Annotated in this window: 28 protein-coding genes; 14 read left to right on the plus strand and 14 right to left on the minus strand. The window is 43.8% G+C overall.

The window, feature by feature from the left end:
* Window positions 1-158: 158 nt before the first annotated feature.
* Window positions 159-479, plus strand: a complete 321-nt coding sequence (locus BW941_RS00555) for a hypothetical protein (RefSeq protein ID WP_076513328.1) — start codon at window positions 159-161, stop codon at window positions 477-479.
* Here the strand turns inward: BW941_RS00555 and BW941_RS00560 are convergent.
* The 5 genes from BW941_RS00560 to BW941_RS00580 form a co-directional block, all read right to left on the minus strand.
* Window positions 462-1,181, minus strand: coding sequence for a hypothetical protein (locus BW941_RS00560; RefSeq protein WP_076513331.1), 720 nt, complete (start codon window positions 1,179-1,181; stop codon window positions 462-464). The genes BW941_RS00555 and BW941_RS00560 overlap by 18 nt on opposite strands.
* Window positions 1,182-1,484: 303 nt before the next feature.
* Entirely contained in the window at window positions 1,485-1,994 is a 510-nt protein-coding gene (locus BW941_RS00565) for an antirestriction protein ArdA (protein ID WP_076513334.1), read from the minus strand.
* Window positions 1,995-2,396: 402 nt separating this feature from the next.
* Window positions 2,397-2,999, minus strand: a complete 603-nt coding sequence (locus BW941_RS00570) for a hypothetical protein (protein ID WP_076513336.1) — start codon at window positions 2,997-2,999, stop codon at window positions 2,397-2,399.
* Window positions 3,000-3,156: 157 nt separating this feature from the next.
* The gene (locus tag BW941_RS00575) at window positions 3,157-4,908 is read right to left on the minus strand and encodes a hypothetical protein (RefSeq protein WP_076513338.1); all 1,752 of its coding nucleotides are present in this window, start codon (window positions 4,906-4,908) and stop codon (window positions 3,157-3,159) included.
* Window positions 4,905-5,996: a dsDNA nuclease domain-containing protein gene (locus BW941_RS00580; protein ID WP_076513340.1), complete on the minus strand. Its 1,092-nt coding sequence runs from the start codon at window positions 5,994-5,996 to the stop codon at window positions 4,905-4,907. The genes BW941_RS00575 and BW941_RS00580 overlap by 4 nt, the downstream gene beginning before the upstream one ends.
* 701 nt (window positions 5,997-6,697) lie before the next feature.
* Between BW941_RS00580 and BW941_RS00590 the strand changes: the two genes are divergently transcribed.
* Complete coding sequence (locus tag BW941_RS00590; RefSeq protein ID WP_076513344.1) at window positions 6,698-8,017, plus strand: hypothetical protein; 1,320 nt, start codon at window positions 6,698-6,700, stop codon at window positions 8,015-8,017.
* 17 nt (window positions 8,018-8,034) lie between these two features.
* Here BW941_RS00590 and BW941_RS00595 read toward each other — a convergent pair whose 3' ends face one another.
* Window positions 8,035-8,730, minus strand: a complete 696-nt coding sequence (locus BW941_RS00595; RefSeq protein WP_076513346.1) for an ankyrin repeat domain-containing protein — start codon at window positions 8,728-8,730, stop codon at window positions 8,035-8,037.
* 27 nt (window positions 8,731-8,757) lie between these two features.
* The gene (locus tag BW941_RS00600) at window positions 8,758-9,585 is read right to left on the minus strand and encodes a hypothetical protein (RefSeq protein WP_076513349.1); all 828 of its coding nucleotides are present in this window, start codon (window positions 9,583-9,585) and stop codon (window positions 8,758-8,760) included.
* A gap of 120 nt (window positions 9,586-9,705) precedes the next feature.
* Here BW941_RS00600 and BW941_RS17695 point away from each other — a divergent pair, with 120 nt between their 5' ends.
* The 10 genes from BW941_RS17695 (at window position 9,706) to BW941_RS00645 (ending at window position 17,533) form a co-directional block, all read left to right on the plus strand.
* Window positions 9,706-9,921: a hypothetical protein gene (locus tag BW941_RS17695; RefSeq protein WP_139325705.1), complete on the plus strand. Its 216-nt coding sequence runs from the start codon at window positions 9,706-9,708 to the stop codon at window positions 9,919-9,921.
* Between the two features lies 1 nt (window position 9,922).
* Window positions 9,923-11,671, plus strand: a complete 1,749-nt coding sequence (locus BW941_RS00605) for a type IV secretory system conjugative DNA transfer family protein (protein ID WP_076513352.1) — start codon at window positions 9,923-9,925, stop codon at window positions 11,669-11,671.
* Window positions 11,668-11,958: a hypothetical protein gene (locus tag BW941_RS00610; RefSeq protein WP_076513355.1), complete on the plus strand. Its 291-nt coding sequence runs from the start codon at window positions 11,668-11,670 to the stop codon at window positions 11,956-11,958. Before BW941_RS00605 ends, BW941_RS00610 begins: the two co-directional genes overlap by 4 nt.
* A gap of 4 nt (window positions 11,959-11,962) precedes the next feature.
* Window positions 11,963-12,883 (plus strand): hypothetical protein, encoded by a 921-nt coding sequence (locus BW941_RS00615; RefSeq protein ID WP_076513358.1) that lies wholly within the window; start codon window positions 11,963-11,965, stop codon window positions 12,881-12,883.
* A gap of 14 nt (window positions 12,884-12,897) precedes the next feature.
* Window positions 12,898-13,533 carry a hypothetical protein gene (locus BW941_RS00620; protein WP_076513361.1) on the plus strand — a complete coding sequence of 212 codons (636 nt, stop codon included), beginning with the start codon at window positions 12,898-12,900 and terminating at the stop codon, window positions 13,531-13,533.
* Window positions 13,534-13,723: 190 nt separating this feature from the next.
* Window positions 13,724-13,984 (plus strand): hypothetical protein, encoded by a 261-nt coding sequence (locus tag BW941_RS00625; protein ID WP_076513363.1) that lies wholly within the window; start codon window positions 13,724-13,726, stop codon window positions 13,982-13,984.
* An 82-nt stretch (window positions 13,985-14,066) separates the two neighbouring features.
* Entirely contained in the window at window positions 14,067-14,432 is a 366-nt protein-coding gene (locus BW941_RS00630; protein WP_076514172.1) for a plasmid mobilization protein, read from the plus strand.
* The gene (locus tag BW941_RS00635) at window positions 14,429-15,649 is read left to right on the plus strand and encodes a relaxase/mobilization nuclease domain-containing protein (RefSeq protein ID WP_076513365.1); all 1,221 of its coding nucleotides are present in this window, start codon (window positions 14,429-14,431) and stop codon (window positions 15,647-15,649) included. Before BW941_RS00630 ends, BW941_RS00635 begins: the two co-directional genes overlap by 4 nt.
* A gap of 11 nt (window positions 15,650-15,660) precedes the next feature.
* Window positions 15,661-15,903, plus strand: coding sequence for a hypothetical protein (locus BW941_RS00640; protein ID WP_076513370.1), 243 nt, complete (start codon window positions 15,661-15,663; stop codon window positions 15,901-15,903).
* 22 nt (window positions 15,904-15,925) lie between these two features.
* Window positions 15,926-17,533: a recombinase family protein gene (locus BW941_RS00645; RefSeq protein ID WP_076513373.1), complete on the plus strand. Its 1,608-nt coding sequence runs from the start codon at window positions 15,926-15,928 to the stop codon at window positions 17,531-17,533.
* A gap of 33 nt (window positions 17,534-17,566) precedes the next feature.
* On the opposite strand, the gene BW941_RS00650 is transcribed toward BW941_RS00645, so the two are convergent.
* Window positions 17,567-18,520: a hypothetical protein gene (locus tag BW941_RS00650; RefSeq protein WP_076513376.1), complete on the minus strand. Its 954-nt coding sequence runs from the start codon at window positions 18,518-18,520 to the stop codon at window positions 17,567-17,569.
* Between the two features lie 335 nt (window positions 18,521-18,855).
* Here BW941_RS00650 and BW941_RS00655 point away from each other — a divergent pair, with 335 nt between their 5' ends.
* Both BW941_RS00655 and BW941_RS00660 read left to right on the plus strand, forming a co-directional pair.
* On the plus strand, window positions 18,856-19,518 hold the full coding sequence (locus BW941_RS00655) for an inovirus Gp2 family protein (RefSeq protein WP_076513379.1): 663 nt from the start codon (window positions 18,856-18,858) through the stop codon (window positions 19,516-19,518).
* A gap of 60 nt (window positions 19,519-19,578) precedes the next feature.
* Entirely contained in the window at window positions 19,579-19,770 is a 192-nt protein-coding gene (locus tag BW941_RS00660) for a helix-turn-helix transcriptional regulator (RefSeq protein WP_076513382.1), read from the plus strand.
* Window positions 19,771-20,220: 450 nt separating this feature from the next.
* Here the strand turns inward: BW941_RS00660 and BW941_RS00665 are convergent, their stop codons facing one another.
* From BW941_RS00665 to BW941_RS00690, 6 genes are all read right to left on the minus strand, one after another.
* Window positions 20,221-21,696, minus strand: coding sequence for a hypothetical protein (locus BW941_RS00665; protein ID WP_076513385.1), 1,476 nt, complete (start codon window positions 21,694-21,696; stop codon window positions 20,221-20,223).
* Window positions 21,693-22,751, minus strand: a complete 1,059-nt coding sequence (locus BW941_RS00670) for a nucleoid-associated protein (RefSeq protein WP_076513387.1) — start codon at window positions 22,749-22,751, stop codon at window positions 21,693-21,695. The genes BW941_RS00665 and BW941_RS00670 overlap by 4 nt, the downstream gene beginning before the upstream one ends.
* 141 nt (window positions 22,752-22,892) lie before the next feature.
* A complete protein-coding gene (locus BW941_RS00675) occupies window positions 22,893-23,807 on the minus strand; it encodes a hypothetical protein (protein WP_139325706.1) in 915 nt (304 codons plus the stop codon).
* Window positions 23,808-24,042: 235 nt separating this feature from the next.
* Window positions 24,043-24,609, minus strand: coding sequence for a hypothetical protein (locus BW941_RS00680; RefSeq protein ID WP_076513391.1), 567 nt, complete (start codon window positions 24,607-24,609; stop codon window positions 24,043-24,045).
* 2 nt (window positions 24,610-24,611) lie between these two features.
* Entirely contained in the window at window positions 24,612-25,292 is a 681-nt protein-coding gene (locus BW941_RS00685) for an AHH domain-containing protein (RefSeq protein WP_076513394.1), read from the minus strand.
* Between the two features lie 127 nt (window positions 25,293-25,419).
* Complete coding sequence (locus tag BW941_RS00690) at window positions 25,420-26,376, minus strand: DUF932 domain-containing protein (RefSeq protein WP_076513396.1); 957 nt, start codon at window positions 26,374-26,376, stop codon at window positions 25,420-25,422.
* Window positions 26,377-26,407 lie beyond the last annotated feature (31 nt).

Consider the following 26,407-nt stretch of genomic DNA (forward strand, 5'->3'; position numbering starts at 1 on the left):
TCTATTTGAAAGTTGGCATAATCAGAATTTCACTTATTAATCAATGTGGTAGCAAGGGTCTGGATTGACAGTGTGTGTGGCAGTGCTGACCCAGACGCCTTGCTGATTACTCAGTTACTATACCTTTATCAACTTTCAAATATTTCTTAAAGAGTTTTTTGTTATATGCAGGACTGGCCGTAGCCGTTTCTAACGCAGCCTATGCCGAAAGTTTCACAGCCAAAGACTTCCTAAAGCTGAATGAAGCTCACCAGAAATTTTGGATTGAAGGCGCCATAGATATGACTGGGCTTGTCATCTCAACGGGTGGCAACAAGCAAAAAGGTCGGTGTGTTTTTGAGTGGTACTACGGCGATAAACATGCTGAACGGAACAGTTTAATTTTGGCCAGCATGAAGAAGTACCCAGATGTTCCACCTAATGCAATCATGGTCGCATTAATTGAACGCGGTTGTGGCTCTTTAAAAGCTAAAGGATAAATCTGGCGCAATGACAGGTTTCATGGATTGCTCAAGGCTCGTTTCTTTCCTTACCTCGTTATCCAATGACTCCTGAAGGTCTAATGCGTCCTGTGTTAATTCATGTATTCGCTCAATAGATGCAGGATTATTCTCGTCGGTTAATTCCTCACGAATTTCAACAAGACGACCTGATTTGGCATTGACCTCACCATACCGGCTTTGAGCATTTGTGAGATTTTCTTTGCTGGCAGAATACTCTTCCCATGTCGGCGCATTGTCATCCCAGACAAGAGATTCAGCTATCTCAGCAGGAAGAGGTTCTCCGTCCTCTGTATAGACATTGCCATCTTTATCGCAAAACACCTTTGTCCCATCTGTCGTTGTTGTCGCTTGTTTCAGTAGATCGTTATAGCTTGTTTCTGCTGCGGACAAATCATAACTGGCTTGAATTAATGCCTCATAAACGGCATTTTCAGCTCTATTGACCGCATCCATGGCACTTTCCCATGCTGCGCGGTAGACTTCATTGAACATCATTTGCTCGAAAGCGGATTTCTTACGCTTTTCATCTGCTGCCGCTTCTTGGCGTCCATGTTCAAATCCGAAACGCTGAATGCGGCCAACATCGTTGCCCATCAATTCGTTATGATAGTCATCCAGATCCTTTTCACGGCGAAGGTCAGTTTCGGCTTTTTGGATGGTGTCTTGATCGGAGCTCATCGCGCACCTCTCAAACAAGACGTGCGGCGAAAAGCTATAGCTTTTATACCAGTGTTTTTGACACAGTTAAAAACACTGGTATTGCTTTGTAATTTCAAGTGATCAAGCCCCATTGCCCCACCTATCCGATTAAATCTATAGTTGTATTTTATGCGCATGTATTTAACAAACCGTTAATCGGAGAAACAAAGCAGACAATATGAAGCCGGTAGTGGCGTATGTTGGATGATAATGTCGCAACGCCTTGGCGTTTCCTTATCGCGCAAAAAAGTCAGGGCTGAACATGGCCAGCCCTGATAAAAATCAATGGTTACTAAAAATATGCACCTCGTCGTGTGCTGTCTCTATAGTGTAGATATCACCTGACATTTTCCAGTCACGCCCCATGCGCTCGTAATCAATATAATATTGCAGGTGTTCAGGCACTGAGCTTGTTTCACAGGTGAACTGTTCTGCGTAATCAGCCAACGAAGAAAAACAGCCGTGATAATTGTTTTCCAGTACCTTCGAGGCTTCCTCAATGTCGTAGATGTTCAATAGCTCTGCACCAAGAGTTCCATGCTCCTCTATAAAACAAGCGATATTGTGAGCGCGTTCCAATCCTTCCCACTCACTTAATCTGACACTCTCAAACCCTTCGTAATCATGAATGGCGTATTCTTCGGCCATTTCTATTGGGCTTGATTTCAGCATATTACTGACCTGCTCTTGAATGTCATCAAGCTCTTTCGTGGCATCAATCCAAACACCATGTAAATACCCGCTGCTATATGCCGCCAAACACGCCACATAAATTCTGATTTCTTCGCTCATTGTCTGCTCCTTTGATCTTTAAAAAAACACATCCCCTTTTGGGGTTGAAAACCCAAGAAAAAGGAGCGAGAGCAGCGAGCGTTAAATCGCATGTTTTACCGGAATCCAGACAGGGGGAACCGCCCAGCCTGCACAAACAACGTGCGGAAGGCTGGGGGATGTCTTGATGGAGGTAAGTTATGTGATATTTTTAGGTCTACCCAAAAGGGGAAAACCTGATAAACCGGCGAGCATGAATATGCTCACTATCATTATTTACGGGGCGTTGCGGGGTGTCCCCGCTTGAAGGGGTGATGGAAGACGCCTCTGGCGGCTGCAATAAGGGGAAGGCTTTTCCCTTTATAGAGTTTATATCTTCTTTCGTCCAAAAGCGGACTTTTAACGCTCCGTTAAAGGCGAGCCTTAATTTTTAGTGGACTCAATTGAGTCTGTATTTTTTCTCTGTACTTCTAACATATCTATCACTTTGTCAGCAGCTAGCACGTAGTCCTGTGCGGCACCAACGGTAGGTTTAACTCTTGCGTGCGCCACACGATTCCTCAGTTCATAAAGCTCCATAACTAGTCGTTTTGTTTCGTCAGAGAGCAATTCAGACGAGACTATCGATTTATAAACGCTGCTAATACTTTCTAACGGATCGACAACTAAGCCCGTTTGCTTGCCCAAACGAAACAGGGCTCCATCTATTCCCGTCCAGGCTTCTATAATCATCCCAGCGGGGTCATTTCGAGCACCAATTAGTTTGGCTATAGCTTCTTTCTCGTCTGTAGGCTTTTCTATTTTTGTGGTGCTTCCTTTAAGGAATTGGCCAGAAAGCTTTTCTGAGTTGGCGAGAGCCTGCCTAGCGTCCATTTCAAATTCAGCCTCAACTGGCCCCGCCTTCAATTTTCTAAGATACGGAATCAAATTCGACACTTGGCGACGAAACGTCACCCCTAAGACTAAAATAACTACTGGCCAAGCAAGAGAATCAATAACTTCACTCGTAAACGTCAACCAATCCATTTATATGACCTTTTCATTACACTCTGTCTGATGAAACCCAGCAGTTTACTAGAAGGTAGCAGTATTTCCCGAAAGTAGACGAATACCTTCTAATTCTGACCGCCAAGAATTTTATAGCATGTTAAATATAATCAGCCTACTGCCAAAAGAGGGCGTTCTAAGCTAGATTAGTCATTTCTATTGTTTCATTAATTAGTTCTTCATGATTACCATCATAAGGTGATAAAAAAGATCTTTCTGAATTTCCATCGCCTATTTGAATAATTTTGGAAGAACCATTGAAAAAATTATCATTTACTAGGTTTATATTATTTGATGTTGTCTCATCGTCTTTTGCATGTGATAGAGATTCTGAGACAGAAAATATTGTCTGCGTATCCTTTGGTGAATGCTTATTGATGAATTTAAATATTGTTATGCGGTTACCTTCATCGATATCCTCTTTCATGACAGCATCGAGCAAAAAAGGGAAACGATGTATGCCTTGAGTTTTAGAAATTAGTTTGTTCAATGCAAAATGATATCCCATGACAGCTTTATGCAGTTCAACTCCTTGGCATGGGAAGGAATTAATTTTATATAGCAATCTATGCCGTGATTCATCAAAAGAGCTCATACCAAGGTCTGTAAGACAGTCATGAAAATACGTCGAAAACAATTTTTCTTTATTATTTCTCGACTCTTCAATGTTTTCATCTTCTCCAATATCTGCAATATCATCAAGGACTCCAATTAGCTCGGTGTTCTTATTGGAGATGGCCGAGTCAATATTTTTAAGAAGCGTCATATTGGATTTATGATCTAGCCATGTGTCGAAGGTGAGCGATGAATTTTCAGATAAGTAATTTTTAATAACAGCATACTTGCTTTCTATAATTCCATTTACCTTTTCAATCTTGTTCGAAGCGGAGTTTATCTGTGACTGCAAGTCTGTGATTTTTGCTTTTACTGATGCAATTTCACTAACAGTATCATTTAAGTCTTGCTGATGGTTATATATAGCCTCAAAGGAGCTTGGTAATGTTTGAACGCAAACCGGACATGTATCTATTTCAGGCCTTTGACTAGCGGTGTTTCGCTTAACTCGCTTTAGAACAATTTCTCTAGTTGAAGCCAAACTTTTTCTATTACAAAGCTGAATGTGATGATCCTCTTCTCTTATCAATATTCCTCTGAGCTCGGAATACTCTTTAAGATACTTCGTCGACTCACCTTTAAATTCTTCATCTAACAATTTAGATAGTTGTAATTGATCATTATTGCTTTTCATTGTTTCAAAAAAATCAATCTCGCTTATGATTTCGGACTTTTTCTTTAATAGCTTGTGTAGCAAAATCCGGTCAATATCGGTAGTCAGACCTAAGAAATAATCGAGGTAGTCAAATTTGAAGTTCTTATAAAAATTTAACCCGCTGAAAGACTCTCTTAAATATACCCATCCTACAGATTGGGATATGTAGTAAGGCAATAACATTACTTCTAATGGAGCTTCTTTTAACTCATTCTTACTCTCCAGAGCTAGGCTGAAGTTAAATATAGAAGATATTTCTTTTTTTAATTTTATATGTTCATTAGAATTGTCTGAGTTTATACCATCAAATCTAAGCGCCCTTTTTCCCTCTTCATATAAATAAAAAGATTGATCGTCTCTAATAAATGTAAATGATGTTTTCTCATCATTTTTATGCACTTCTAAGTCAAGCCGAAAAATTAACTGCTCACTTAAAATTTCTTTTAGCTTTTCATTTCCGTCATTAATTCCTAGATTGTAAATAATTGACTGGATCAGGGTGCTTTTCCCAGAAGTATTCTTTCCTTTTATAATATTAATGCCTTCGCTAAAAGTGGTGTAGAAATACTTTCTGTGAACTTCCGAAAAGACTAACAGGCTTTTAAACTTAACTATCATGATACTATATTCCTTGTCTCCACATATGCAGCAATAATAACGAAAGAAACTAATATTTTATCTAATTGTGTTTGATGCATTTGATGAAATTTTTCGTTGATTTTTTTTATGCAGCTGACATCGGAGTAAGATAAATCATCTATGTCTCTATTATCATTCACGAAGTGGTATATTTTTTGAAATTCTACTTGTTTTAAATCCTTAAAATAGTCAAAGCAGTTATTGAGAATTTCAGCATAATTCCTTCCCTTGCTAATTGGTATTCTTAGAGCCTCAGACAATTCTTGAGCATTATCTCTCCAAAGTTTGAATGCCTTAGATTTACTGCATATGACATTGATTGCTTTGAGTATATCTTTTCCATACACTCTCTTTGACTCGTCTAATAATTTGCTAGTGCCACCTTGATTATATACAGTTTCGACTTGTCTAAATAATTTCAGGAGAAGATCAAGGGCTGCACTAGGATCTGATACTTTATCTTTAAAGAGATCGGATATCATTCCGATCAATTGATTCTGCTGGGCTTTATCTGTGTTTCCAATATCTATATATCTAAAGCTTACTTTCTCAAGCTGACTAGTCTCATAGGTGAAGTGTTTAAGGTTGTTTAGGATATTACCCTGTATCTTGCTGTGAAGATCACTATAGAAGGCAACAAGATTATTCTCTCTGACGATTTCACTATATTTTTTTTCGCTCTTTTTCTTGCAGCCACAATTCAGCTTGACACTCTTATTTGTTAAAAACGTTAGACCTTGAGAGTAATCTTCACTCTTATCTATAATATCCTTGTCTAGATCATGACCGACTAAAGTCATTTTGGCGATGATTTCAGCTAAAACTTTTTCTGTTGCCCATTCAGATGTGGACTTCTTGGCTTGATACGCATCGACCTTAAAAACCTCATTGGAATCATTTAAATGGGAAAAAATCACATCATCATGATGTTCTATACATATAAAAAAATCATGGGTGACCAAGAAATCATAGTTATCTAACACAATAAAAATTGCGCTATTCCTTTGGAAGGAGAACCCCGTTAAAGCTTCTACACCTGAATTTGTATCATTTGTTATTTCTGACATAACTGCCCATAGTTAACCATGTATATAGTCGAGCTCGAGTCCATAGCTCTTTATTACCTTTCAGATCTCTACTCTTTTTAATGTCCGCTTAGTGTCGAAATGAGCCAAAACCTAACCAGCTATAATCAATACAAGATAACCACATAAACCACTAGGGGCAACCACAATCATTGATGCAGCTTAAGGTTTATCTGAATAACGCAGATATTGCCCTGGTCGTCCTCCACTGGCGAAATAGTACTCGAGGTTAAGCATTCGAAATGCTTACGGTATCCAATCCGCGCAGGGTTGGTTCAGGTTTCCAAAGGGCTTGAATACGCTCTTTGGTCTCCATGAAGTGGTCAAGGGGTATCGGGGAGCAGGAACGCTCCATGGTTGGTGGTTGAACGAACAATTGTTCATGCATGGTTGGGTGCAGGATGGAGAGGCATGTCTCCAAGCCCCTGCGAGTGGTGAAACGGCGATACGTTTTGTGATACCGAAAACCTCAACGCTGTATCGGTATCAGGCCGGAGGGATGCAACGGGAACACGCCAGTGGGTTCCCTTGCCAAGATTCCCTTTGTGATCAATTGCTTGCATTTGTATTACACAGGGACATCTTGCAGTGCGCAGCTCTGTTCAATCCCAGTGGTGAATGACGAGACCGTCCATTCAGTTTAATATCATCATGAGGTACGGGCTAACCAAAAGGATGTCGATATGCCAATGAAAAGCTGCCAGTCACTTCTCGATAAGCTGTACAGACAGCACGCTCGAAGGTCTGGGATTGATCTAAAAGCAGATTTGCACTCTAACATTTTGGACAATCCGAATACGGCCCACCTTCTCGATTATGTGTATGGCATAAAGAAACCTCATCGCTCAATGCCGGATGGGTATTTGGATCATCTCCCTTGCTGCATCGAAAGAAACCTTAATACACCTATTGAGAACCTAGAGTCGGTCTATAGCATCAATAAGTTCTTGTACTCTGTTTTTGATAATGACTTTGATGCATTAGGTGATTTTTTCAGGGTGGTTCCCAGTTTAGGCCTAGATGCTACTTTTCTTTCTGATCAGTCAGACCACTCATTCGGCTTCATATTTAATTCCAGCTTGGTGGATATGGCTCGATATGTGTCAGAAATAATTATTTCCAATAATGTTGTTGGTGTTCAATTTGGAACAGGCCAAACATCCCAGCCAGAAAATATCTATTATTCAGCAATGCTGTACGGTGATTTGGTTATAGATATGGCTCATAAGTTGTTGGCGGGCAGGCAGATCTCCAAGCCTGACCGTGACCAAAGGACAACATGGGTGGAGTATGCATTTTGGGGGGCAGAGGCAGCAAGTTCGTTTCTAGTAGCCCATGAATTAGGTCACTTCAAGCTTCGACATGATTGTGATGACGTGGAATGTGATATTGACTATGAATACATTCAAGGGTTTGAGCAGGCCATGATTCCTCTATTCAAAGCTCATGGGTATGAATTTGAATGGATGGGAAGCGATGAGTTCGCAAGGCGATTTATTTCGAATTTAAAGGAATTTGAAGCTGATGAAGAAGGTCTTCTTCAGACTCTGACTTACCTGATTTCTGATGACAACTCTTTTGTTGATAAAACGGATCGCTGGAGAATTGGGGTTTCTGGGTGCCTGATTACACTGTACACCTTGCAGTTTATTGAAAGACTATATCATTTTCACTCTTTTTCCTTGGATATAGAGAGTGACCCATTATATTTTTCCGATGTATACGAGTTTGTTGTCGAAAGCAAAAACACGTCACCTCAAACCAGAATAACGAGAATCCTAAAATATCTGAAAGGTAATTTTGCTAATACTTTCTTCGAGGGACAAAGTGTTTCCGCGATACAGGGAGATATTGACAATATTGACTACAATATTAACCAATTCTTTCAGGTATTGTGGAATCATTTTCTACAGGAATGGCTGTTAAAAAACGAAATTTTATCTCCTTCTTTAGAAATTCAAGAGTACTTTGGTGAGTCTAAGCTCAGCCGAATATACTCCTGATTTCTTGTCTTCTAGATTTAACCAATTTCGAACTTGTTTGGAAATGCACTCCAAGACTTACGCATATGAGGTAGGAACTCTTCGATACATTCCCTGTGGTAGGTTGCGAAGTCGATTCCTCGTTCTCTTGCCTGTGCTTCAGATGCGGTTCTGACATCCCACCCCAGTTCTTCTGTAACCCCCTTAGCTAATAACAGGTTTGATACAGGGAGCCTGCCAATCCCGTCCTTGATTAGTAAATCGCATTTTTCAGTTTCCAAGAGCATTTTTATGGCGCGCTCATTATTGAACTCGGTCGCAATATGCATTGCTGTTTCCAACGTCCTTGGGTCTTGGAAATTTACAGGAAAATCCTCATCAAGAAACTCTTCCATTTTGTCAAATTCATGCCAGCGAACCGCTGCTAAGAATTCAAGACCAAGAGAGATTAGTTTTCTTTCTTCGTCATTTTTGCCAAATATTTTTGAAAGGCTTTTCGCTCTTCTTATGTCGCGATCATACATGCTTCCTGTTTCGCTTTCTCTGTAAAGGTGTTGTATTAAGCTCTTTACAGTTTTATCAGTTAAGTTCTCTATATTATTCATTGAGCCAGAAAAACTAAGGGAGTTAACTGTAGACTTCTCTAAGTCTGCCTTTATTAGCTCCCTTACAGGTTTAAGTTGACCTGTATTTACTAAGCTCTCATATCTTTTAATAATACCGTAATTTGACATAATGCATAATCCCAAAAATATTTTACGTCAACTAATTTTTTCGAATATGGCAATATTTTTTATAGTTTCGTTGGTGATGCAACTAAGATAGTCATCGCAATAATCAATTTGATATGGAAGATCATGCATTATAAAGCCTATCTGTTTTGCTTTTTCACCATCGTAAATATCTGTATCAATATCAAGTGAATACAAATGAAAGTTCGCCAGTGATCCAAGCCTATTGAGAATAAAGAATAAGTTGTCTTCAGAAGTCGGTACGCAGTATCCCTTAAATTCAGCTTTTAGATTAATAAGGTCAGCGTCAAAGACTTCAAGCGAAACGGCTAATGCATGCCTGCTGTATGTATTGGAAAACGATAAAGTGCAATATCCCTGTTTGCTTTTGTATCCATACTTATCAAAGAGTTGTGATGTCGATAGGAAAGGCCTTATATTGCTCTGATTGTACTGTCTGTACAGTAATTCAGGATCAATTATAAAGTCATTGTTTGATTTGCTATTGCTTATAATGAGTGAGTCAATATCCGTAATTTTATACTCACTCTTCTCATCAGTTAAAAACGACACAAATAAATCCAATGTGGATTTATTTGGAACAGATTGGACGCGATCACCACTTTCATTTCTTTCTCCCGTTAAGAAGCGCCAGATTATCCGTTTAGTGATCGGGCGTGCCTCAAAAGACAACGTGTCTTCGTAGTAGTGATTAATCATGTCGGCCAATGTTTCATCACTTACGTTAGCTAAACTGCGTGATTTCTTCGTTTTAGCGTTGTCCTTTATTTCACCTAAACATAACCGAACAGCGTCAATCTCTTCGGGTAAATAATCCTCACTCTTTTCAAAAAACATATTTCCCTCGTGTCAAGATCCTAGCTTTTAACGCAGGGAACATGGGGAACAAGTCAATTCCTTACCTGAGATAGCCTAACCCTTATCGCACGTTGACACATTCTTGGGTTGCATATAGCTATGAATATCTCGTGGAAAGACTTTGCCCTATGGCCTGCTACACACATTGTTAATGCCATCCTAATGCTTTTTGGCTTGGATTTGCACAACCTCCCGTCTGAATGGCGAGTGATCATCGTTGGCGTGATTGCCTTCATGTTCTGGGCGCACATTGCCAAACTGATCATTGGCGTTATACAGCGCCGTATCTTCGGCCACTACGGGAATGGTGGCTGATATGAATACGTCATCATCTGCTATTCCGTCCATGCCTGAGTTAGCCGAACTCGTTGCGACATTGCAGTCAATCTCACCTGAAGAGATTGTCGACTTAGCTGTCATCATGGGACTGACCTACGTTCTCACTTGCTTTGCTGTGAAAGCATTTCTGCTGCAGCTGCTTCGCGCCTTTGGCCTCTACAGTCCCCCTGTCTATGCAGCACTGCCCAGTACCTTGCCGTACTGGCGGGTTATATTTCGGTTGCACATGACGTTCACGCACTGGCGTGAAACCGTCTTCCGGTTTGGTCAGTATGCCACCGCCGGTTTTGCAGGCACGCTGGCCACCATGACTCAGCTATATACGCCCTCGACGGTTTTGATTGGGCGCGTATGGTGGGCAGGATTTGGGCTGGTACAGCCTGTAGGCGCGCGCATTCAGCGCCATATCATGGTGTACGCCATGACCGGCGCGGGTAAAACGACATGGATCACCACCATGCTGGCGCTCTGGCGTGGCAGTGCCTGCATTGTTGATCCCAAAGGGCAGATTACGTATGCCTTGGCGCGCGCTGATAAGCGTGAGTGGATTGTGTTTCGTCCGCACGAGCCTGAGCGTTCTGCGCAGTGGAACCCACTGGATGACATCAAGGCCGCTATGCAGCGTGAAGGCCACGACAGCGCTGTTAAGTGGGCGCAACGCCTGTCTGAAAGCCTGATTGTGACGCCTGCTCAAACTAAAACTCCCTTCTTCGCGGATACAGCCCGCGGCTATCTGACGGGCTTAATCCTGCATGTGCTCTCTGCCCATGAAGACGATTGCCACACACTGCTGTTTGTTTATGAGCTGGCCGTACATGGCTGCCGCGTCTTTAACGATGACGGAGCGATAGAAAGCACGCCCAAAGAGGCTAGGCAGATTCTGGATAAAAAATTGCTGGAGAACCCCGCCTTTCAGGGGGCGGTGAGTTCCTCGGCCAGTGCTTTTATCAATGCCAGTGGTGATACCAAAGGCTCTCTGGTTGCGACCCTGCTGGAGCAACTTAAATGGATGGCGTTGCCATCGGTGAAGTTTTTGCTGTCTGCGACCACAAGGCCTCTGAGTGATGCGAAATCACGAGATGATGTGGTGTTTGCGTTTGTCGCGCCGGTACTGTCATTGCGGGAAGAGCTGAAGCCACTGTTTCGCGTCTATACCAACTTTGTTTCTTACACCTTTGAATCTGTCCCTAAAAAGAAAGGTCAGTGCCTGTTTGTCATTGATGAGGTTCAGGCGATGGGTCACAACGCCACATTGGAAGTGGCGCTGCCTGTAGCGCGCTCATACGGCCTGTCTGTAGTGGCTATTGCACAGGATCGCGAGGGTATGAAGGCATCCTACCCTCAGACCTATGGCAGCTTTGAGGGGAACGCCGATGTGGTGCTCTTCATGGCCACCAACCACCCCGACAATTACAACTATGTCAGCCAGGCATTAGGCAAACGTACCCATATCGAAACTGATCATCGCACTGGTCGTAAGGCTTACCGCGAGACAGACGTGATGACGCCAGATCAGGTGAAGCGTTTTCTTTCCCCCGATAAAGGCAACCTGATTGCCATACGCGCTGGCGCACGCGCGATACGCCTGAAGATTGCACCGTACTTCAGTGAGCTGCTCGTCACGGCCTATGCCCCAGATCCTGATCACCGTGAACCCATTTTACGGCGTATCAGTCGCCTGATTTTCAACCCTAAATCCATCGTTAGAAAGAGGACTGAGCCATGACACCCATTAACCAGAGCACTGCCAGCCAAGCACTGACGCATATCAAACAAGCCGTAGCCGCGCATCAGATCCCAGATCTATCGCTGCTAAAGAGCCTGTACTTGGAGCGGCAGCGAGAAAAGAAAGAGCAGATCAACGCGCTGCTTGCCCAGCAGAAGCAATGCATCGCACGCGGCGAAGCGGCGGCCTGCGCCATGTATCAGCGCCACCAATATCAAGCCAATGCCAGCGGCAAGGCATTCGATATGAACGCCTATGAGCACACGCTTCAACCACATGAGGAATAACGTCATGAGCCAGACCATTTTTAATCAGCCTGTACAGGCAACCTTAGAAACCTTGCGCCAGCCAAGTCTGGCTGAAGCGCAACAATTGCCCTCAATCAAATGGGCGCTGGCAGCCTGCGCCCTGATTGCGATGCTTGTGGTCGCCTTTGAGGCCAAGATTGTCTACGCCACGTTCGATATGACCTTTGGCTCCAGTGACAGCGTGTGGAAGCCTTGGATTATGGCGTTTGCCAGTTTGATTCTGGTGCTGGCCGTGCATTTTATCGGCCATAAGAACGCTCAGCATCCGGTGATCCGCTTCGTAAACCGAGCTGCCGCCATACTGATTCCGGCCTACCTGCTGGGCATTGGGGTTTTGATTGTCGTTACACTGTACAACAATGGCTTGGGCGAAATGCTGATGGCCTCCAGTGCAGACATCTCACTTGAGGCCATGCTCAACCCAGAGCCCGACAGCGCCTTGGATCAGGTCATGACAACGGCTTTAACGCCGCTGGCAGGCATTCTGTTCTCTGTAGGGATTGGCTCACTTGCCATTGTCTCGGTCTTTGTCGCGCATTTCACGCTTTCCAAAGTGGAAATACTCGCCGAAAAATACCTGCGCATTTCTCAAGCGGCGGCGCTGGACAACCGCGATGTGCAAGCCTATCAGCAAGCCTTCGCCGACTATGACGCACTACAGGCACAAATTGACAACCTGATTATTCAGGACGAAGAGGCTCTTCGTGAAGCCTTGGCGGATGAAGTGCTGATCAGCATTCAGGATGGCTTAGCCCCCACCGTTCAGCTCATCAATCAAAGCAAATACCAGCAACGACCTGAAGGCCTGTTGCCACCCAACCAGATCAACGTCACGGCACTGGAGAAAGCCATCAAGCCCATTCAGTCCATTAACCGCAAAGACATTCTGAAGCACTTAGCCTGACAGGAGTATTACCCATGAATAAAGCAAAGACAGCACTGGCCACATTCCTCATCGCGGGTGTCATCAGCGCCCCCGTCATGGCGAAAGACCTGCATATCTTAATCGATGCCAGTCAATCCAATCCCATGCTGATTGATACCGCCTTTAACAAACGCGCAGCGGCCTTCGCGGTGCAGTCGATCACGCAGCTTAAGCAACACGACACGGTAAGGCTGCAAACCTTCGGCTCTCTACAAAGCGCCGATAACTTTGAGGTAAAGGCACTGCAAGTCAGCCGACATAATCACCGCAAAATCTCCGCAGCCGTAGCCGCCTACCTTGTCTCGTTGCCGCAAAAGCTGCACCCCCAAGGCAGCACCAATGTACTGGCGTGGTTTAACCGCAATCCCGTGGATTGCAGCAAAGATAAACACACCATTCTGATCATCACAGACGGGATTGAGGCCTCAGAGTATGTGAACCCCAATCACTTGCTGTCAGGCAAGCAGGCACTGCCTGCGCCAAGTGAGTTTGTAAACATTCGTGGCTGTGAGGTCTTTATGTTCGGCGTGGGGGCTGGCCGCTTGGATCAGGAAACGATGCGCTTGCGCAAAGCGTGGGCAGAGTATTTCAAGCAGGCCGGAGCCAGATTTTCGGCTGTACCGCTGTAACCAAACAGGATGCGTTTCACACGTTGCACCATGCGCACGTATGCAATCAATAGTTGTAATTAACAAACATTTAACGGTGCATCCTTACTAAAGGATGCCCGTGTCAAGCCATTGATTATTAACACTTAATTCACGATTTCCACCTTCAAATAGAAGGGTGAACAGCAACAACCTGAAGGAGAAAAACAGCATGTTTAACGATGACTACGAATTACTCAAACCAAGAAAAGGCGATGACGAATACGGTGTGTATGAGCCGATTGATGTCGATGGTCAAACCATCGAAATTCCGGCAGGCCGTGTTCATATCGAGGGCATATTGAAAGGCATTGCCTATCTCGAAATCGCCGAAGGCAGTTATATCGTTCGCCGCAAGAAAAAAGATGAGGGTGTGCCACTGCAAGCGTTTGCGAGCATGGCTAAGCCCGCTAACGGTAATGCGCTTCACTGATAACGGAGATAGCACGTCAGGTTTTCGGGCTGGTTATGCCAGCCCGATACCACCTGAAGTGTTTAGAATGCAGGCAAGTGATATGACGACAAACTCACCATATTCCATTCGGCTCACAGTGCAACAGCGTGCGTTTATCAAAGAGCAATCGCAGGCGGCAAAGATGAGTGAATCTGACTGGATACGAACGGTGCTATTTACCGATGCTGCGCTCGTTACGCCCAAGCAGAAGTCAGCGGTTAAACGTGCCAGTGACCGTGATATTAGCCAAGTGATCTATCTCTTGGGTCAGTCGCGCATCCCCAACAATCTGAACCAGATTGCCAAGGGCATCAACATGGGCACGCTGATCGTCACCCCTGATACTGAGCGCCATCTTGATGAGGCGTACCGCATGGTGCTGTGGATACGTCAGACATTGATACACCAGTTAGGGCTGAAAGCATGATTTTAAAGGCCTCACAGCGCAGCGGCGCAACCCAGCTTGCCTATCACTTGCTCAATGATGAAAACGAGCATGTGACCGTGCATGAAATAAAGGGCTTTATCAGTGATGACGTGGTGGGTGCTTTCAAAGAAATGCAGGCCATTGCCAAAGGCACCCAGTGTAAAAAGTTCATGTTCTCGTTGTCGCTCAATCCGCCGCAGCATGAAAGTGCCAGCATAGATGATTTTGAAGATGCGATTAGCCGCATTGAAGAAGAGCTGAACATCAAAGGCCAGCCGCGCTGCATCGTTCTTCATGAGAAACAAGGCAGACGCCATTGCCATGCGGTCTGGTCACGGATTGATGGCCAAGAAATGAAGGCCATCAAACTGCCGTATTTTAAGCAGCGCTTAAACGGCATCGCCAAAGAGCTTTATATCGAACATGGCTGGGATTTGCCCAAGGGCTTTATCTCAAAAGAGCTGAGCGATCCGCGCAACTTCACGCTGGCAGAGTGGCAGCAAGCCAAGCGCCACAAGATTGATCCGCGTGAGATTAAAAACGCCATGCAGCAATGCTGGAAAGCGTCAGACAACAAAGCCAGCTTTGAACACGCAATGACAGAAAAAGGGTTCTTCATCGCCAAGGGTGACAGGCGCGGCTATGTTGCACTGGATTGGCGCGGCGAAATCTATTCGCTGTCACGCTCACTCAGCATCAAAACCAAAGAGCTGAAAGCGCGATTGGGTGATCCCGATGCGCTGCCAGCGGTCGAGACCGTGAAAAGCAAGATTGCCTCTCAGCATGTTGAACTGCACCGGCAGTTCTCTGAGGAATTGCAGCTTACGCATGAATTTGCCCGCAAGCCTTTATCCGATAAGCGTCAGGCTATGCAGCAAACTCACCGTGAAGCCAGACAAGAGCTTAAACAACAGCAAGAGGTTCGATCACAACAGGAACAACAGGCAAGACAAAGCAAAATCCGTAAAGGTCTATTGGGGCTGTGGGATTTGCTGAGCGGACGATCCAAGAAACAACATCAGCAAAATGAGCAGGAAGCACACGCCGCAGAGCTGCGAGACAGACAAGAAAAAGAAAGGCTCATCAAGGCGCAACTGGAGAGGCGGCAAGCCTTACAAGCTGAGCTTCAGGCGCTGCGTGAGCAGCAACGGCAAGAACGGCAGTCACTGGATGACAGCTTTACCGAGACCTTGGATACACTGAATTACGAGCCGTAAAGGAGGAAAACATGTTACCTGAGGAGCAAAAGAGACTTTTGCCTTATACCGAGCATATGGGGCTCACCATGAGTGAGCGAATTGAAGTGATCAACTTTGTATGGCAGGCGATGGAATCTATAGCAGACCAAGAATGGGGCATCAATCCTACTCGGCATGGGCGCGGACAAGTCCAATTTTACGATTTACAGGATCAAAACTTACCCTTAGATTCAGAACTAACCCAGTTAACAAAAGAGTTTCGATTGCATTGAGAACGAATGAAGGGAGATTTTCATGACTCATATCCGTAATGCGGTTATTTATTGCCGTGTTTCTAGCGCCAGACAATTGAAGGAAGGTCATGGACTATCTTCACAAGAGAGTCGATGTCGGGAATATGCCAAGCACAAAAACTATTGTGTCGAGGCTGTCTTCTACGATGAAGGCGTGTCTGGTGGAATGGTTGAGCGTCCTGCAATGCTTGAGTTACTTGATTTCATTGCAGACAGAAAACCTGAAGAAACCATCGTTCTTATTGATGACATCAGCCGCTTAGCGAGAGGGCTGGAGGCGCATTTACAACTTAGAACCACTATTCAACAAGCTGGGGGTAAGCTTGAGTCCCCTAGCATTGAATTTGGCACAGACTCCGACTCTATGCTGGTCGAGAACCTTTTGGCATCCGTGTCCCAGCACCAGCGTGAAAAAAATAAGGAACAGGTGTTCAATCGCATGCAGGCTAGGGTAAAGAGTGGCTATTGGTGCTTCTGTCCCGTTCCGGGCTACAAGTACGACAAGCTTCCAGAACACGGGAAGATACTGGTCAAACAGGAACCCGTGGCCTCTATCATTCGAGAGGGGCTTGAGGGTTTCGCGTCTAATCGCTTCGAGACGCAGACCGACATTAAACGCTTCTTTGAGTCTTTTGAGGCGTTCCCGACAGATAAGAAAGGTCGGGTATCGCACCAGCGAGTCGCCGATATCTTAACCAAGCCTTTGTATGCCGGATATTTGAGTGTTCCTAAGTGGAATATCTACATGCACCCAGCTAAACATGAGGCTCTGATTAACTTTGAAACCCATCAAGCCATCATAGACAAGATCGAAAAGGCCGCTCGTAAACCACAGCAGTCCTTTATCAGTGATGAGTTCACATTGAGAGGTCATATCTCTTGCTCTTGCTGTAATCAGCCCATGACGGCGGGAATGGTGAAGGGACGTAGCAAAAAGTACCCGTACTATTGGTGTTCTCAGAAAGGCTGTGAGAAATACGGCAAAGTCATCAAAAGAGAGGCTATTGATCAAGATTTCAATGAGCTGTTGCAGTCTCTGAGAATGCCCAAGGACATTTTCTTCCTCGCTCAAGAAGCACTAAAGATACTCTGGGAGAAGAAGCGCTCAAATAGCAGTATGGATCTGGGAATAGTTAATCAGGAAAAAACAAAGATTGAGCAAAAGTTGGACAAGTTGGTGGATCGGCTACTGGATACAGACAGTCCCACGCTCATCAAAACCTATGAAAAATCCATAAAGCAGCTTGAGAAACAGAAAGTTTTGCTCGATGAAAAACTCAAGGTTGGACGCAAAAGGCAACCTAGCTTTGAGCGTGCATTTAAAACCGCTCTCGTCTGGTTAACAAACCCAGCTGTACTGTGGGATACAGGGTGTTTAGCAGACCGCAAATCGCTGCTAAAAGTGCTGTTTACTGACAACTTAAGGTATGACAAAGAGAGTGGGTTTTTGAACCGCCCAATCGCCCAGCCCATAAGGCTTTGCGGGCTAGTGGGCGATGGTGGTACAAAAATGGTGGGATGGCGTCATGTGAACAGGTTTCGTAACTTATTGAAATTAAATAAGAAAAGTAATGTAAATTCCTATTGGTGTTACTTTGGGTGTTACTGAAGCTGTTTGCTAGAGCCGATCTGAAGATCTTACTTACCGCCTTCTTCCGTACTCGCGAAGTATCAACTCCTCTAGAACTTCGTACATCGTTTTATCCTTACGCTTGGCCAATTCCTTCAGCTGAACCTTTTGCCTGGCTGATATTTGAGTGTTCAGTGGGACTCTGTCTTTACGTTTCGCCCGATGCTTTCTCTGGCTCAGAGCATTTTTGAATGACTTCTCAAAGTAAAGTCTTTGGTATCTATCAGTAAAGCCAAGTATGTAAGCAGCTTTGAGCAGGTTTAGTCGAACTGAAGGGGCAAGGTGTCTGTGGCTTACAGCGACTTGGTAGGCTTGAGGCACTACGGACTGATGAGCCTGGGCATGCTGCGCGCCGTCATTTTTGAAGTGCTTACTCCAGTAGTTCGAAGCCCAATCTAAGTCCTCATCGCCAGTACTTAGCTGGTCGAAAGGGGTGGCTGGCCGTGTCCTACCTTTAGCGGATTCATAGTAAATATCGGCTACGACCTCCAAAAATAAGGATGCTGCCCATGTGGGAAGAGAAATCTTATCAAAGACTCCCTCAAAAATTTGACTTGGGCTGTTCAGAATATCGTCCCAGGAAGATGGAGCTCTTGCATACGTCATGTCCGCGTATGGCACCCCATGCGTCGCATTCCCCTCTATAAAGCTTCTTAACTTGCGTTTTTCTTCGTCTCGCTTCAGATAGTCATCTGATGGCGTATTCTCAACTTGAGCTAGTGACTGGAACTGGCTTCTGGGTTGCACTTTGATGCAAAGAAAGCAAAGCGCTCGTGCTAACTCATTTGAAGAAAGCCACGAAAGCCTGTCTTCCAGTGTTACTTCATAATCAGTATCAAGGGTCATCGAGGCACTCATTGATTCGTCGCTTCCATCATCGTCGCAATCAGTGCTTGAGGATGAACTGTGGCGTTTCCGAAGTATCTCTAGGATCTCTCTTAGACATTCATCTTCTTCTTCTTTCATTACATAGTAAGTTATCAGTAATTTAAAGGTAAATCATGAGTAACTTATTAGTAATTTTCAAGTACTTGATATTTCTATGTGCGCAGGTTTTACGCGGGATGAACCTGAATAATGCACGATAACTCCATAGTAAAGTACACAGATGCTTAAGAAACAGTGCTAGATCTAGCGCAGTTTGAAGGCTGGTGGAGCGTAATCGAGTTGTCGGTTATAGCTAATATTAATAAGTGTCTTTAGCTCTTCACTGTTAGCTATGGAGTGGGTATCAGAGCCTGCTGACCAGAAAAATACAGACACGAGTAATACCTATGAACTCATCTACATAGGTATTGATCATGACTCCTTCAAACCCTTCCACTGGCTACACCTCGCATTCACTGCCAGTTCAAGAACACTGTGGCCCACTAAGTCCCGACTATCTGCGCAACATAGAGAACACCCTTAACAAAGCTATAGATAGCCATCCGAGAACAATGGCGGTACGGGTAGATCTGCGCTTTCCCTACTCTGGTGGCTATGGGGATGACTATCCGGGCATGTGCCGTAGTGACGATGCCGTGATCTCGCGTTTCTTTCAGTCACTGAAGGCTCGAATTGACGCAGATCTCAAGAAGAAGCGAAGAGAGCGTAAACGTGTTCACGACTGCCAGTTACGTTACGTCTGGGTACGAGAGCAAGACTCAGCGCCCCACCAGCACTATCACGTACTCTTGCTGGCTAATGCAGACACGTACAACTGCCTGGGTAGCTATCAGGCAGAGTCAGGAAACCTCGCGGCTCGTATCAAGGCCTCTTGGGCCAGTGCATTGGGAATACCCGAGGAGGAGTTAGGTGGGTGTGTCCACTTTCCAGAAAACCCCACATACCTGATCAATAGCGCAAGTGTGGACTTCAGTGAGTCCTACAACAGCGTTTACCACCGGGTCAGCTATATGGCCAAGCTGGAGACAAAGCACTACGGACGGCACATCAGGCACTTTGGTTGTAGCACACGTTGATATCCGGGCTTTTACAGAAATCCCGGATTGCATGTGTGAGACAAATTGAAGACTACAAACATGAAGATCTTAAAGCTGAAAGAAGTAATGGACTGCACTGCACTGGGCCGCTCTACTATCTACAAGTACATATCTGAAGATACTTTCCCAAAGCCAATTCCACTCGGCTCACGGTCGGTAGGATGGCTACAGAGTGAAGTCGAAGACTGGATATTGGCGAGGATTGCTGAGCGGGATGACTCATTCGCCTGAGTCAGTATCGAACGAAAGAAGGCCCACGTCCTTGTGGGCTCAGGTGCCGTGGCAAGCTTACTTGCGTGACAGCCTGGATAGTCGCAGACCTGTCAGGTGTTGTACATCATGAAAAAGTTGTAACTTGGTCATGCTTTAGTTTAACGGTCAGGGAGACACAAAGAGAATGCTTGAGGTTAGGAGTCACTTGTTAGAAGAGGTTTTGAACGGTGCTATTCACCGGCGCTTGTTCACGAAGCCTCTTGGCCCATACTCTGAAAGTTGGTATCGGTCGGAATGCTTACGGGAGGAGAGTGGCAAGTATTTCTGGAAGTAAATCGCCTAGTGGTGTAAGCGAGATGTATGGCTCCATACTTTGTTCTTATGAGTCATCACAAGTGCATCTCTCACTTTAAGTGAGTATTGATTTGCTACGAAAGATCAGGAAATAGTAGTTGCTAGTGCTTAGCATTAGGCCGTAGGGGGGAGGGGCGGCTCAAAAAATGCCCACATACAGCTTATTACGACAAAGAGTAAGAATAATATGATGGACCAAATTGCTGTATAAGAAATCTTCTTTTCCTGCAGGTAGGTCATGTCAGATAGGTGTTGTTCATCGTTGTCTAATATTCGGGATAAATCATCTTTGTTTAGAAGTTCCTTGTATCTATTTTTAAATTTACTATAGCTCAAGTCAAATCTCTTGATTTCGGTATTTATTTCGTATATCGAGAAAAATAAAACGAAAGTCGAAATTACAAGAAGCATTATAAAGATAATGTATACGTCATCGCTAACTACTTTGGTTTCCTTTTGAGCAAGCAACCGAATTAGAATGACAGAAATAAAAAAAGAAACTAAAGAGAAAATGCTATTTTTAAGATAGCTAGCAAGCCCATTTGCGATGTTCATTGCTTTTAATGAAGAGTCATGGATGTGATCTGAAAGCTTGTTCTTAATTTCTATGTACTGTTTTATATTTTCTTTAAGATAAATTTGATACCCTGATAAGATAGACTTCATTGTTCCAGAGCGAAGAAATATAAGGCTGTCATCCTGTGAATGTATGGAAATTATATTTCGAGCCAATCCTATTTTATCTGAAGTATCGCCCTCGCTATAAATCCACTTATATATTTGGTGGTACTCTTTTACTATAGCACCTGCTATTTCTTCTTGTTGGTCGATTTCTGTCTGTAAATATTTGTAGCCATTTAATGCAACTATTAAGTTGGATGAGTTGGCATCCAATCTGGAGTAATCGCAAATGAAAGTTAAAAGACAGTAGAATTTGATTTTTCTAAAAAAGCATTTTAGTGGATCTGCTTCTATGGATTCGATAAAGTCAAAGTCTTCAGGGATTAATGAAAATTGAGACTCATTTGAAAAGTGGCACGAAGTTCGTCTCTTCGATAAAATATTGTTTCGCCGTGTGGTGTTGGAACCAATTCTTAATCTTCTTATGCTCTCATCGGAATTCGGAATGATTAACTGATCATAATTTAATATTACTGTGTTTATTTTTTCTAGAGATTTGTAAATTCCACCGTCGTCCCAAAAGTCGACCAAAGCTTTTGGGTTTATGATGAAGAGCTCCCTTTGATCAGTTTTCTTGTCTAGTTTTATTGTTATATTGGTTACGTTTTCTTCCGATTCTTGATCTGATAATATATCTGAAAGAAGCGATATTTTTTCTTCTATGGTCTCATTGCACCCTGAATAAAATATCTTTTCGTTTATAATATCTGAGTCTATTGATATGGTCGTGGATTTTGCTATTGGAAGTAAGCTTCGCAGCTTGCTCTCTAATACGGATTTATCTGGAGATTTAAGTGTTGTGATTTGATATGAGTAGATATATTCAGCAGTTGTTTCCCTTTCGGTTATATTGCTTGGTTCGCCAAATAAAGCTGCAATAACTTCGAAAAAAGAACGACTTGATTTCATTCTTTTCTCGCTCCGTCAGACTGACTATTTTCTGTGGCGGAATCATTATTGGATGATTTAAATTCTTCGTATCCAGTGTCGGAAAATATTTTAATGAACTTTCTGCCTTCTGAATCCTCTCCTGCTTTAATAATATCCTTGAGATTTTCGATTTCCCCATTGAATCGCAATTCCAAGTTCTCTCTCAATGGTATGTTCTTTTTAATTCTGCCTTTAATGTGGCTGATAGATATGTCAAATTGAGAATCAAAATTCTTCTTTTCTGGGAGGTTTAGAAGATCTTCGCTTAGCGATTTAATATCAATGCTGGAGTTGTCAGGAGTGTAATGCAATAGGGTGTTTTCAATTAGTCCTGTAATTGAAAATCCTTCGTTGTTTCTAAAGTAACACAGTACAGAGTTTCGAATATTCCAATAGTCTATCTTTGATTTTTTTTTGACTTTTCTAGTTAATAAGTTATCTATTTCCATGAAGGCGGATTTGGTATTTTTTTGTGAGCTATTTAACTCCACGAGCTCTAAAAATGAATCCCACCAATACGTTGAAATCGTAGAGTTTGTATCTCTAACTTTTACAATATGATCTTCTTCATTAAACTCTATAATGGCAACTTTTTGAGTTCTTTTTTCCCAAGGCAAACCGCTTTCTTTCTTTAGGCTCTCTCCCAGATAGTCATCGTAATCAACTTTTGTGATAACGTATAGAGTGGCATTGTCATTCTCTAAGTATATTTGAAGTAACCCTCCTCTGCGGAGATCAGTTAAGTTCTCAACTTGCTTCTGGGCTTTTTCTTCAGCTTCATAAAGTCTATTTGATATTCTAGTAGCAGAATCCTCCCATTCGTTGTCTGATAGGGAGTTAATGATGTTATGTACTTCTGTGGTATTGGATCTAAATCTGTAATATTTATACGCGCTAGATTTTGAAACATCATCTAATAACTTGGAAACAAAATCAGTAGCGTCCGTGTCACCATTGATCATGGTTGTCTTGGAGTCAAATTTCTTAGTTATATCAATTTTATGAACCGAAGCCCACTTGATTATAGGATTCAAAGTAATTTCCTTATTAGATGCTGCCTAACTCAGTGAAAAATAACATATTGTTGTACCTGTCTCAAACTATATTTACATGAGAATGCAAAGTTTTGATGATTTGGTTACTGGTGTACAATCAACCCCATTTTATTGCTTGTGCTAATTATGGTGGTTTAATAGCTTTTCATATTTTTGGGGTAGTAAGCTATACTGTCCCCAGCTATTAACGAAGCATCTAGGTATGTTACCTTCCCACTCCAAACTTGAGTGAAATAATATGTGTCTTCCTATGGAGTTTGTATTTATATGCTTCCTTTTGTCAAATTCTGGCCATGAATATAATTTGAATTCATTAAACCCTTCAATTTTAATATAGATTATGTTGCGCTTGTTTAATTTTTTATAGCCGGATATTTTTCCAAAGAACAATCGGTTTTTGCTATCCGTATTCTCGGTTATTCTGTTTATATTGAATAACATATCAGACAGTAGCATTGGGAACTGAGAATCTGGAAGGTGGTAACCTTTATGGAGGTTTTTATCAAACTCTTTGCATAAGGCAGTTACGCTAGATATTTTGCTGGGAAGGTTGAACTCTCTCCCCCTATGCCTACCAATTGCTACCTCTGTTTCAGGCCCATTAGCATCCTCAATGGCAGTTTGATTAAATTCTCCAGTTTCGTCGATATCATCGTGATTCGATGGAGGATGAGCCATCCAATCTGAAACAATTACTAGAGTTTGATCTTCTATTGATTTGAATGCTTCTTCTTCATTTTTATAAGAAAGACCTTCCATTCTCTTAGTTTTCAATCGACATGATATCTTCGAATATGTTGGTTTATGTTTGAAATGAGCTGTTCTGCTGTTTGTGGAGACTGAGCTAGTGTCGGGAGATCTTGATAGCGGAGTGGCGCAGACCGGGCAGAATATCATTCCCTTCATCGAAAGATCAAACTCCTCTGGGGTTACTTGAATGCCATTTTCATGGAGTAATTCTTCATTATCCTTTCCATATATCCATTTTTTCTTCATGTGAAGAGCGTAGGCTATTCGATGATTACTTTCTTCCATGATCTCTCCCAATGTTCTATTGTAATTTAGTACCGCATTTGTTTGGATTGGCGATAAACTGCGATTCCACCAGCCCGGGTATTCACGGTATAAGGTTTCTAACAACATGTTAGAAAAACCGTAGTGGCATTAGCTACGAATTCTATGCACATGTCGGTATTTTCGCTGTGTAGCCCGTTCTTTATATCTAGCCTTGGGCGATGTTAACTATTATTGGCAGCAACCAAGTAAGTGGTTAAACTAACGTGACCTCCTGGAATGTCACGCCGGTGAGCTTCCCAGATGCGACTGCGCAGAAAAAGCTACCTAGTACTCCTTCATCGGTGCTCTGATCATCAACACAGAAGGTACTGGTGTAGTTGTCTCCTTTAATTTTAAAGAGACCAGTAGCGGGAAGCTTCTCGGCCTTCAGTACGATATTCTTAAGACCAAACTTTATGCCGCCTTCGTTGTATTCGTACTCTGATTTCTCAGTATCCAGAGCATCGTCAGCTTTTTGCAGGATGTTCAAGCAGTACCATTGCTCGTCGTTTACTGTGAATGGCAGAAGCTCGCCAGACTCTTCCAATATTTCCACCATGTACTCTGCGACTGCCTCTTTAAATGCGAATGTACTCATGCCAATCCATGCGATATCGGGAATGGGCTCTTCTTTCTTGTCACTGAGGTAGGCAGTGAAGTGCAGTGGTAGCTTTCCAGCAAGTTCATTGCATTTGAATTCCCAGAAATCAGAGTCATATACCTCATCTTCTGGATACATGAAGCGGTAAGACGTGTCGGGCTTCACTATGTAGACTTTCATATTCAATACTCCTGTTTTCCTTCCCTAAGATTTCTAGCGATCAGGCGCAGTGCTAGCCGACATTCCAGTTCGCTGGTTGCAGTTCCTAACATGCTGGTGACGTTGGCGTAGTACTGCTCAGTATGCATCTCAGCATGATTGATTGCTTTGGGCATCTTTTCGTGGGGGATAAATCGGGAATTACGCGGTAAGTAGATCCCGTTATCGGGGTCATCAATACGTATCCTGAAGTTTGCCAAGATGCGTCTTGCTGCGCGAGCTTCAGGGTGAGTGCCGCTCACAATGGCGTGTGCCGCAACGTTTATGGGGCGAGTTTCACCCGTAGCCTTGATATGTCTCGATAGACGAGAAGACTTATGCTCTTCTGACAAAAATTGCCTACGAGTCATCCCCTTAGCTTCTGCTTGGTATTCAGCCAGGGCGGTCAGAGCCTGTACCGTACTCCGAACCATGATTTTGTTGTATAGCTTGGCGGCAAGGCGGGTTATCTCTTGAGCAGATAGGTGTTTGTTTCGCTTCTCTAGCTGCTCCTGGGCTGATGCTGCTACGTGCTCCCCAGCCATTTTTTTCATTTCGTAGTACCCGATCCTTCGATCAGTTTCACGAATGACTTCGATCAGGCCACTCAGTAGCTCCTGGGGTTGAACCTCAAAAACTTCAATTTCTGGGATACTTCCTTGCATTGCTTTGCTCCATAACCGTTCTTACGGGCAGTTCCGTTCGTGAGATTATGAGGGGCTTACAATGAAAAGTTAAGAAAAACACAGATCACCCCACTCACTACCTTTGTAGTGAGTGGGGAGAGCTTGTTCAAGCCACCAGCGCCAAAGCAGCGTCCAGGGCCTTTTGCTTTGTTACCGCACCGTGTCCGAACCAAGCCGAATCTATGCGGTGTTCGCTGCTGATGGCGCGTTTCTCGTGATCTACGAATTCAGTAATTGAGTTCAGTAGGCCGTAGGCGGTATTTCGAGCAGAGTCCAGGCGCGAGCCGCGTCCATTACCTTCAAAGAGGCTGATGGCCTTGGCGATAGACTTTCCTCCTGCCCCATCTACGCCGATATGTTGCGGCGGAATAAGAACCTGGTGATAGAATTCTCGGGCTTCCTTCAAGGATACTTTCCGCTCACTCAGTGTCTTCATTTGGTACATGAAGTTATCCCAGGAAGATACAGAGATTCCCAGTTTTCGTTTTACCTCCTCAGCATTGAAAACTGTGCTGTGTGGGATCTTAACTGCGCTCTCTTTATCTTGAGACAGTGATATAGCCAGTGTGTTGTTGCATACGACGCGTACGCTTGTGAATTGGGCTGTGGTGGCCATAGAGCCATCGCACGCGGTAGCGAGCAGCACATAGCCATTGGTGACGTCGCCACCTTTGAGGCTGGTGGACTGCCCAGTACGGGCCAGAGCCCAGATCTTTTTGCCGCCTTTCAATACCCCCGCTGTTTCGAGCTCGAACCCTGAGATTTCTGTCAGGTCGCGGTAGAACTCCAGAATCTCTCGGGGTTGCACAACGTTGTATCGTTGGCCTACTACGGATAGCGGTGCGCCGGTATCAGAGCGGTAGAGTACTGATTTCTCATCAAACGGCAGTAGACTAGGATCTTCTGCTCCGGTATCGAACATTACGGGGCTGCGATTTATTTCCCAGTTAAGGCCTGCTTTGTTAGCCCATACCTCTAGGGGCATACCTCGTTCAAGCCGAGATCCGAGTTCATGCCACGGAACTTCACCAACGTATGCCATGTTTTCAACTAAGTGTGCCATGTTTGTTACCTCTAAATTGGTCTGAAAGAAC

This window comes from Thalassolituus maritimus, assembly GCF_900156675.1.
In the GTDB taxonomy this organism is placed as follows: Bacteria; Pseudomonadota; Gammaproteobacteria; order Pseudomonadales; family Oceanobacteraceae; genus Thalassolituus; species Thalassolituus maritimus.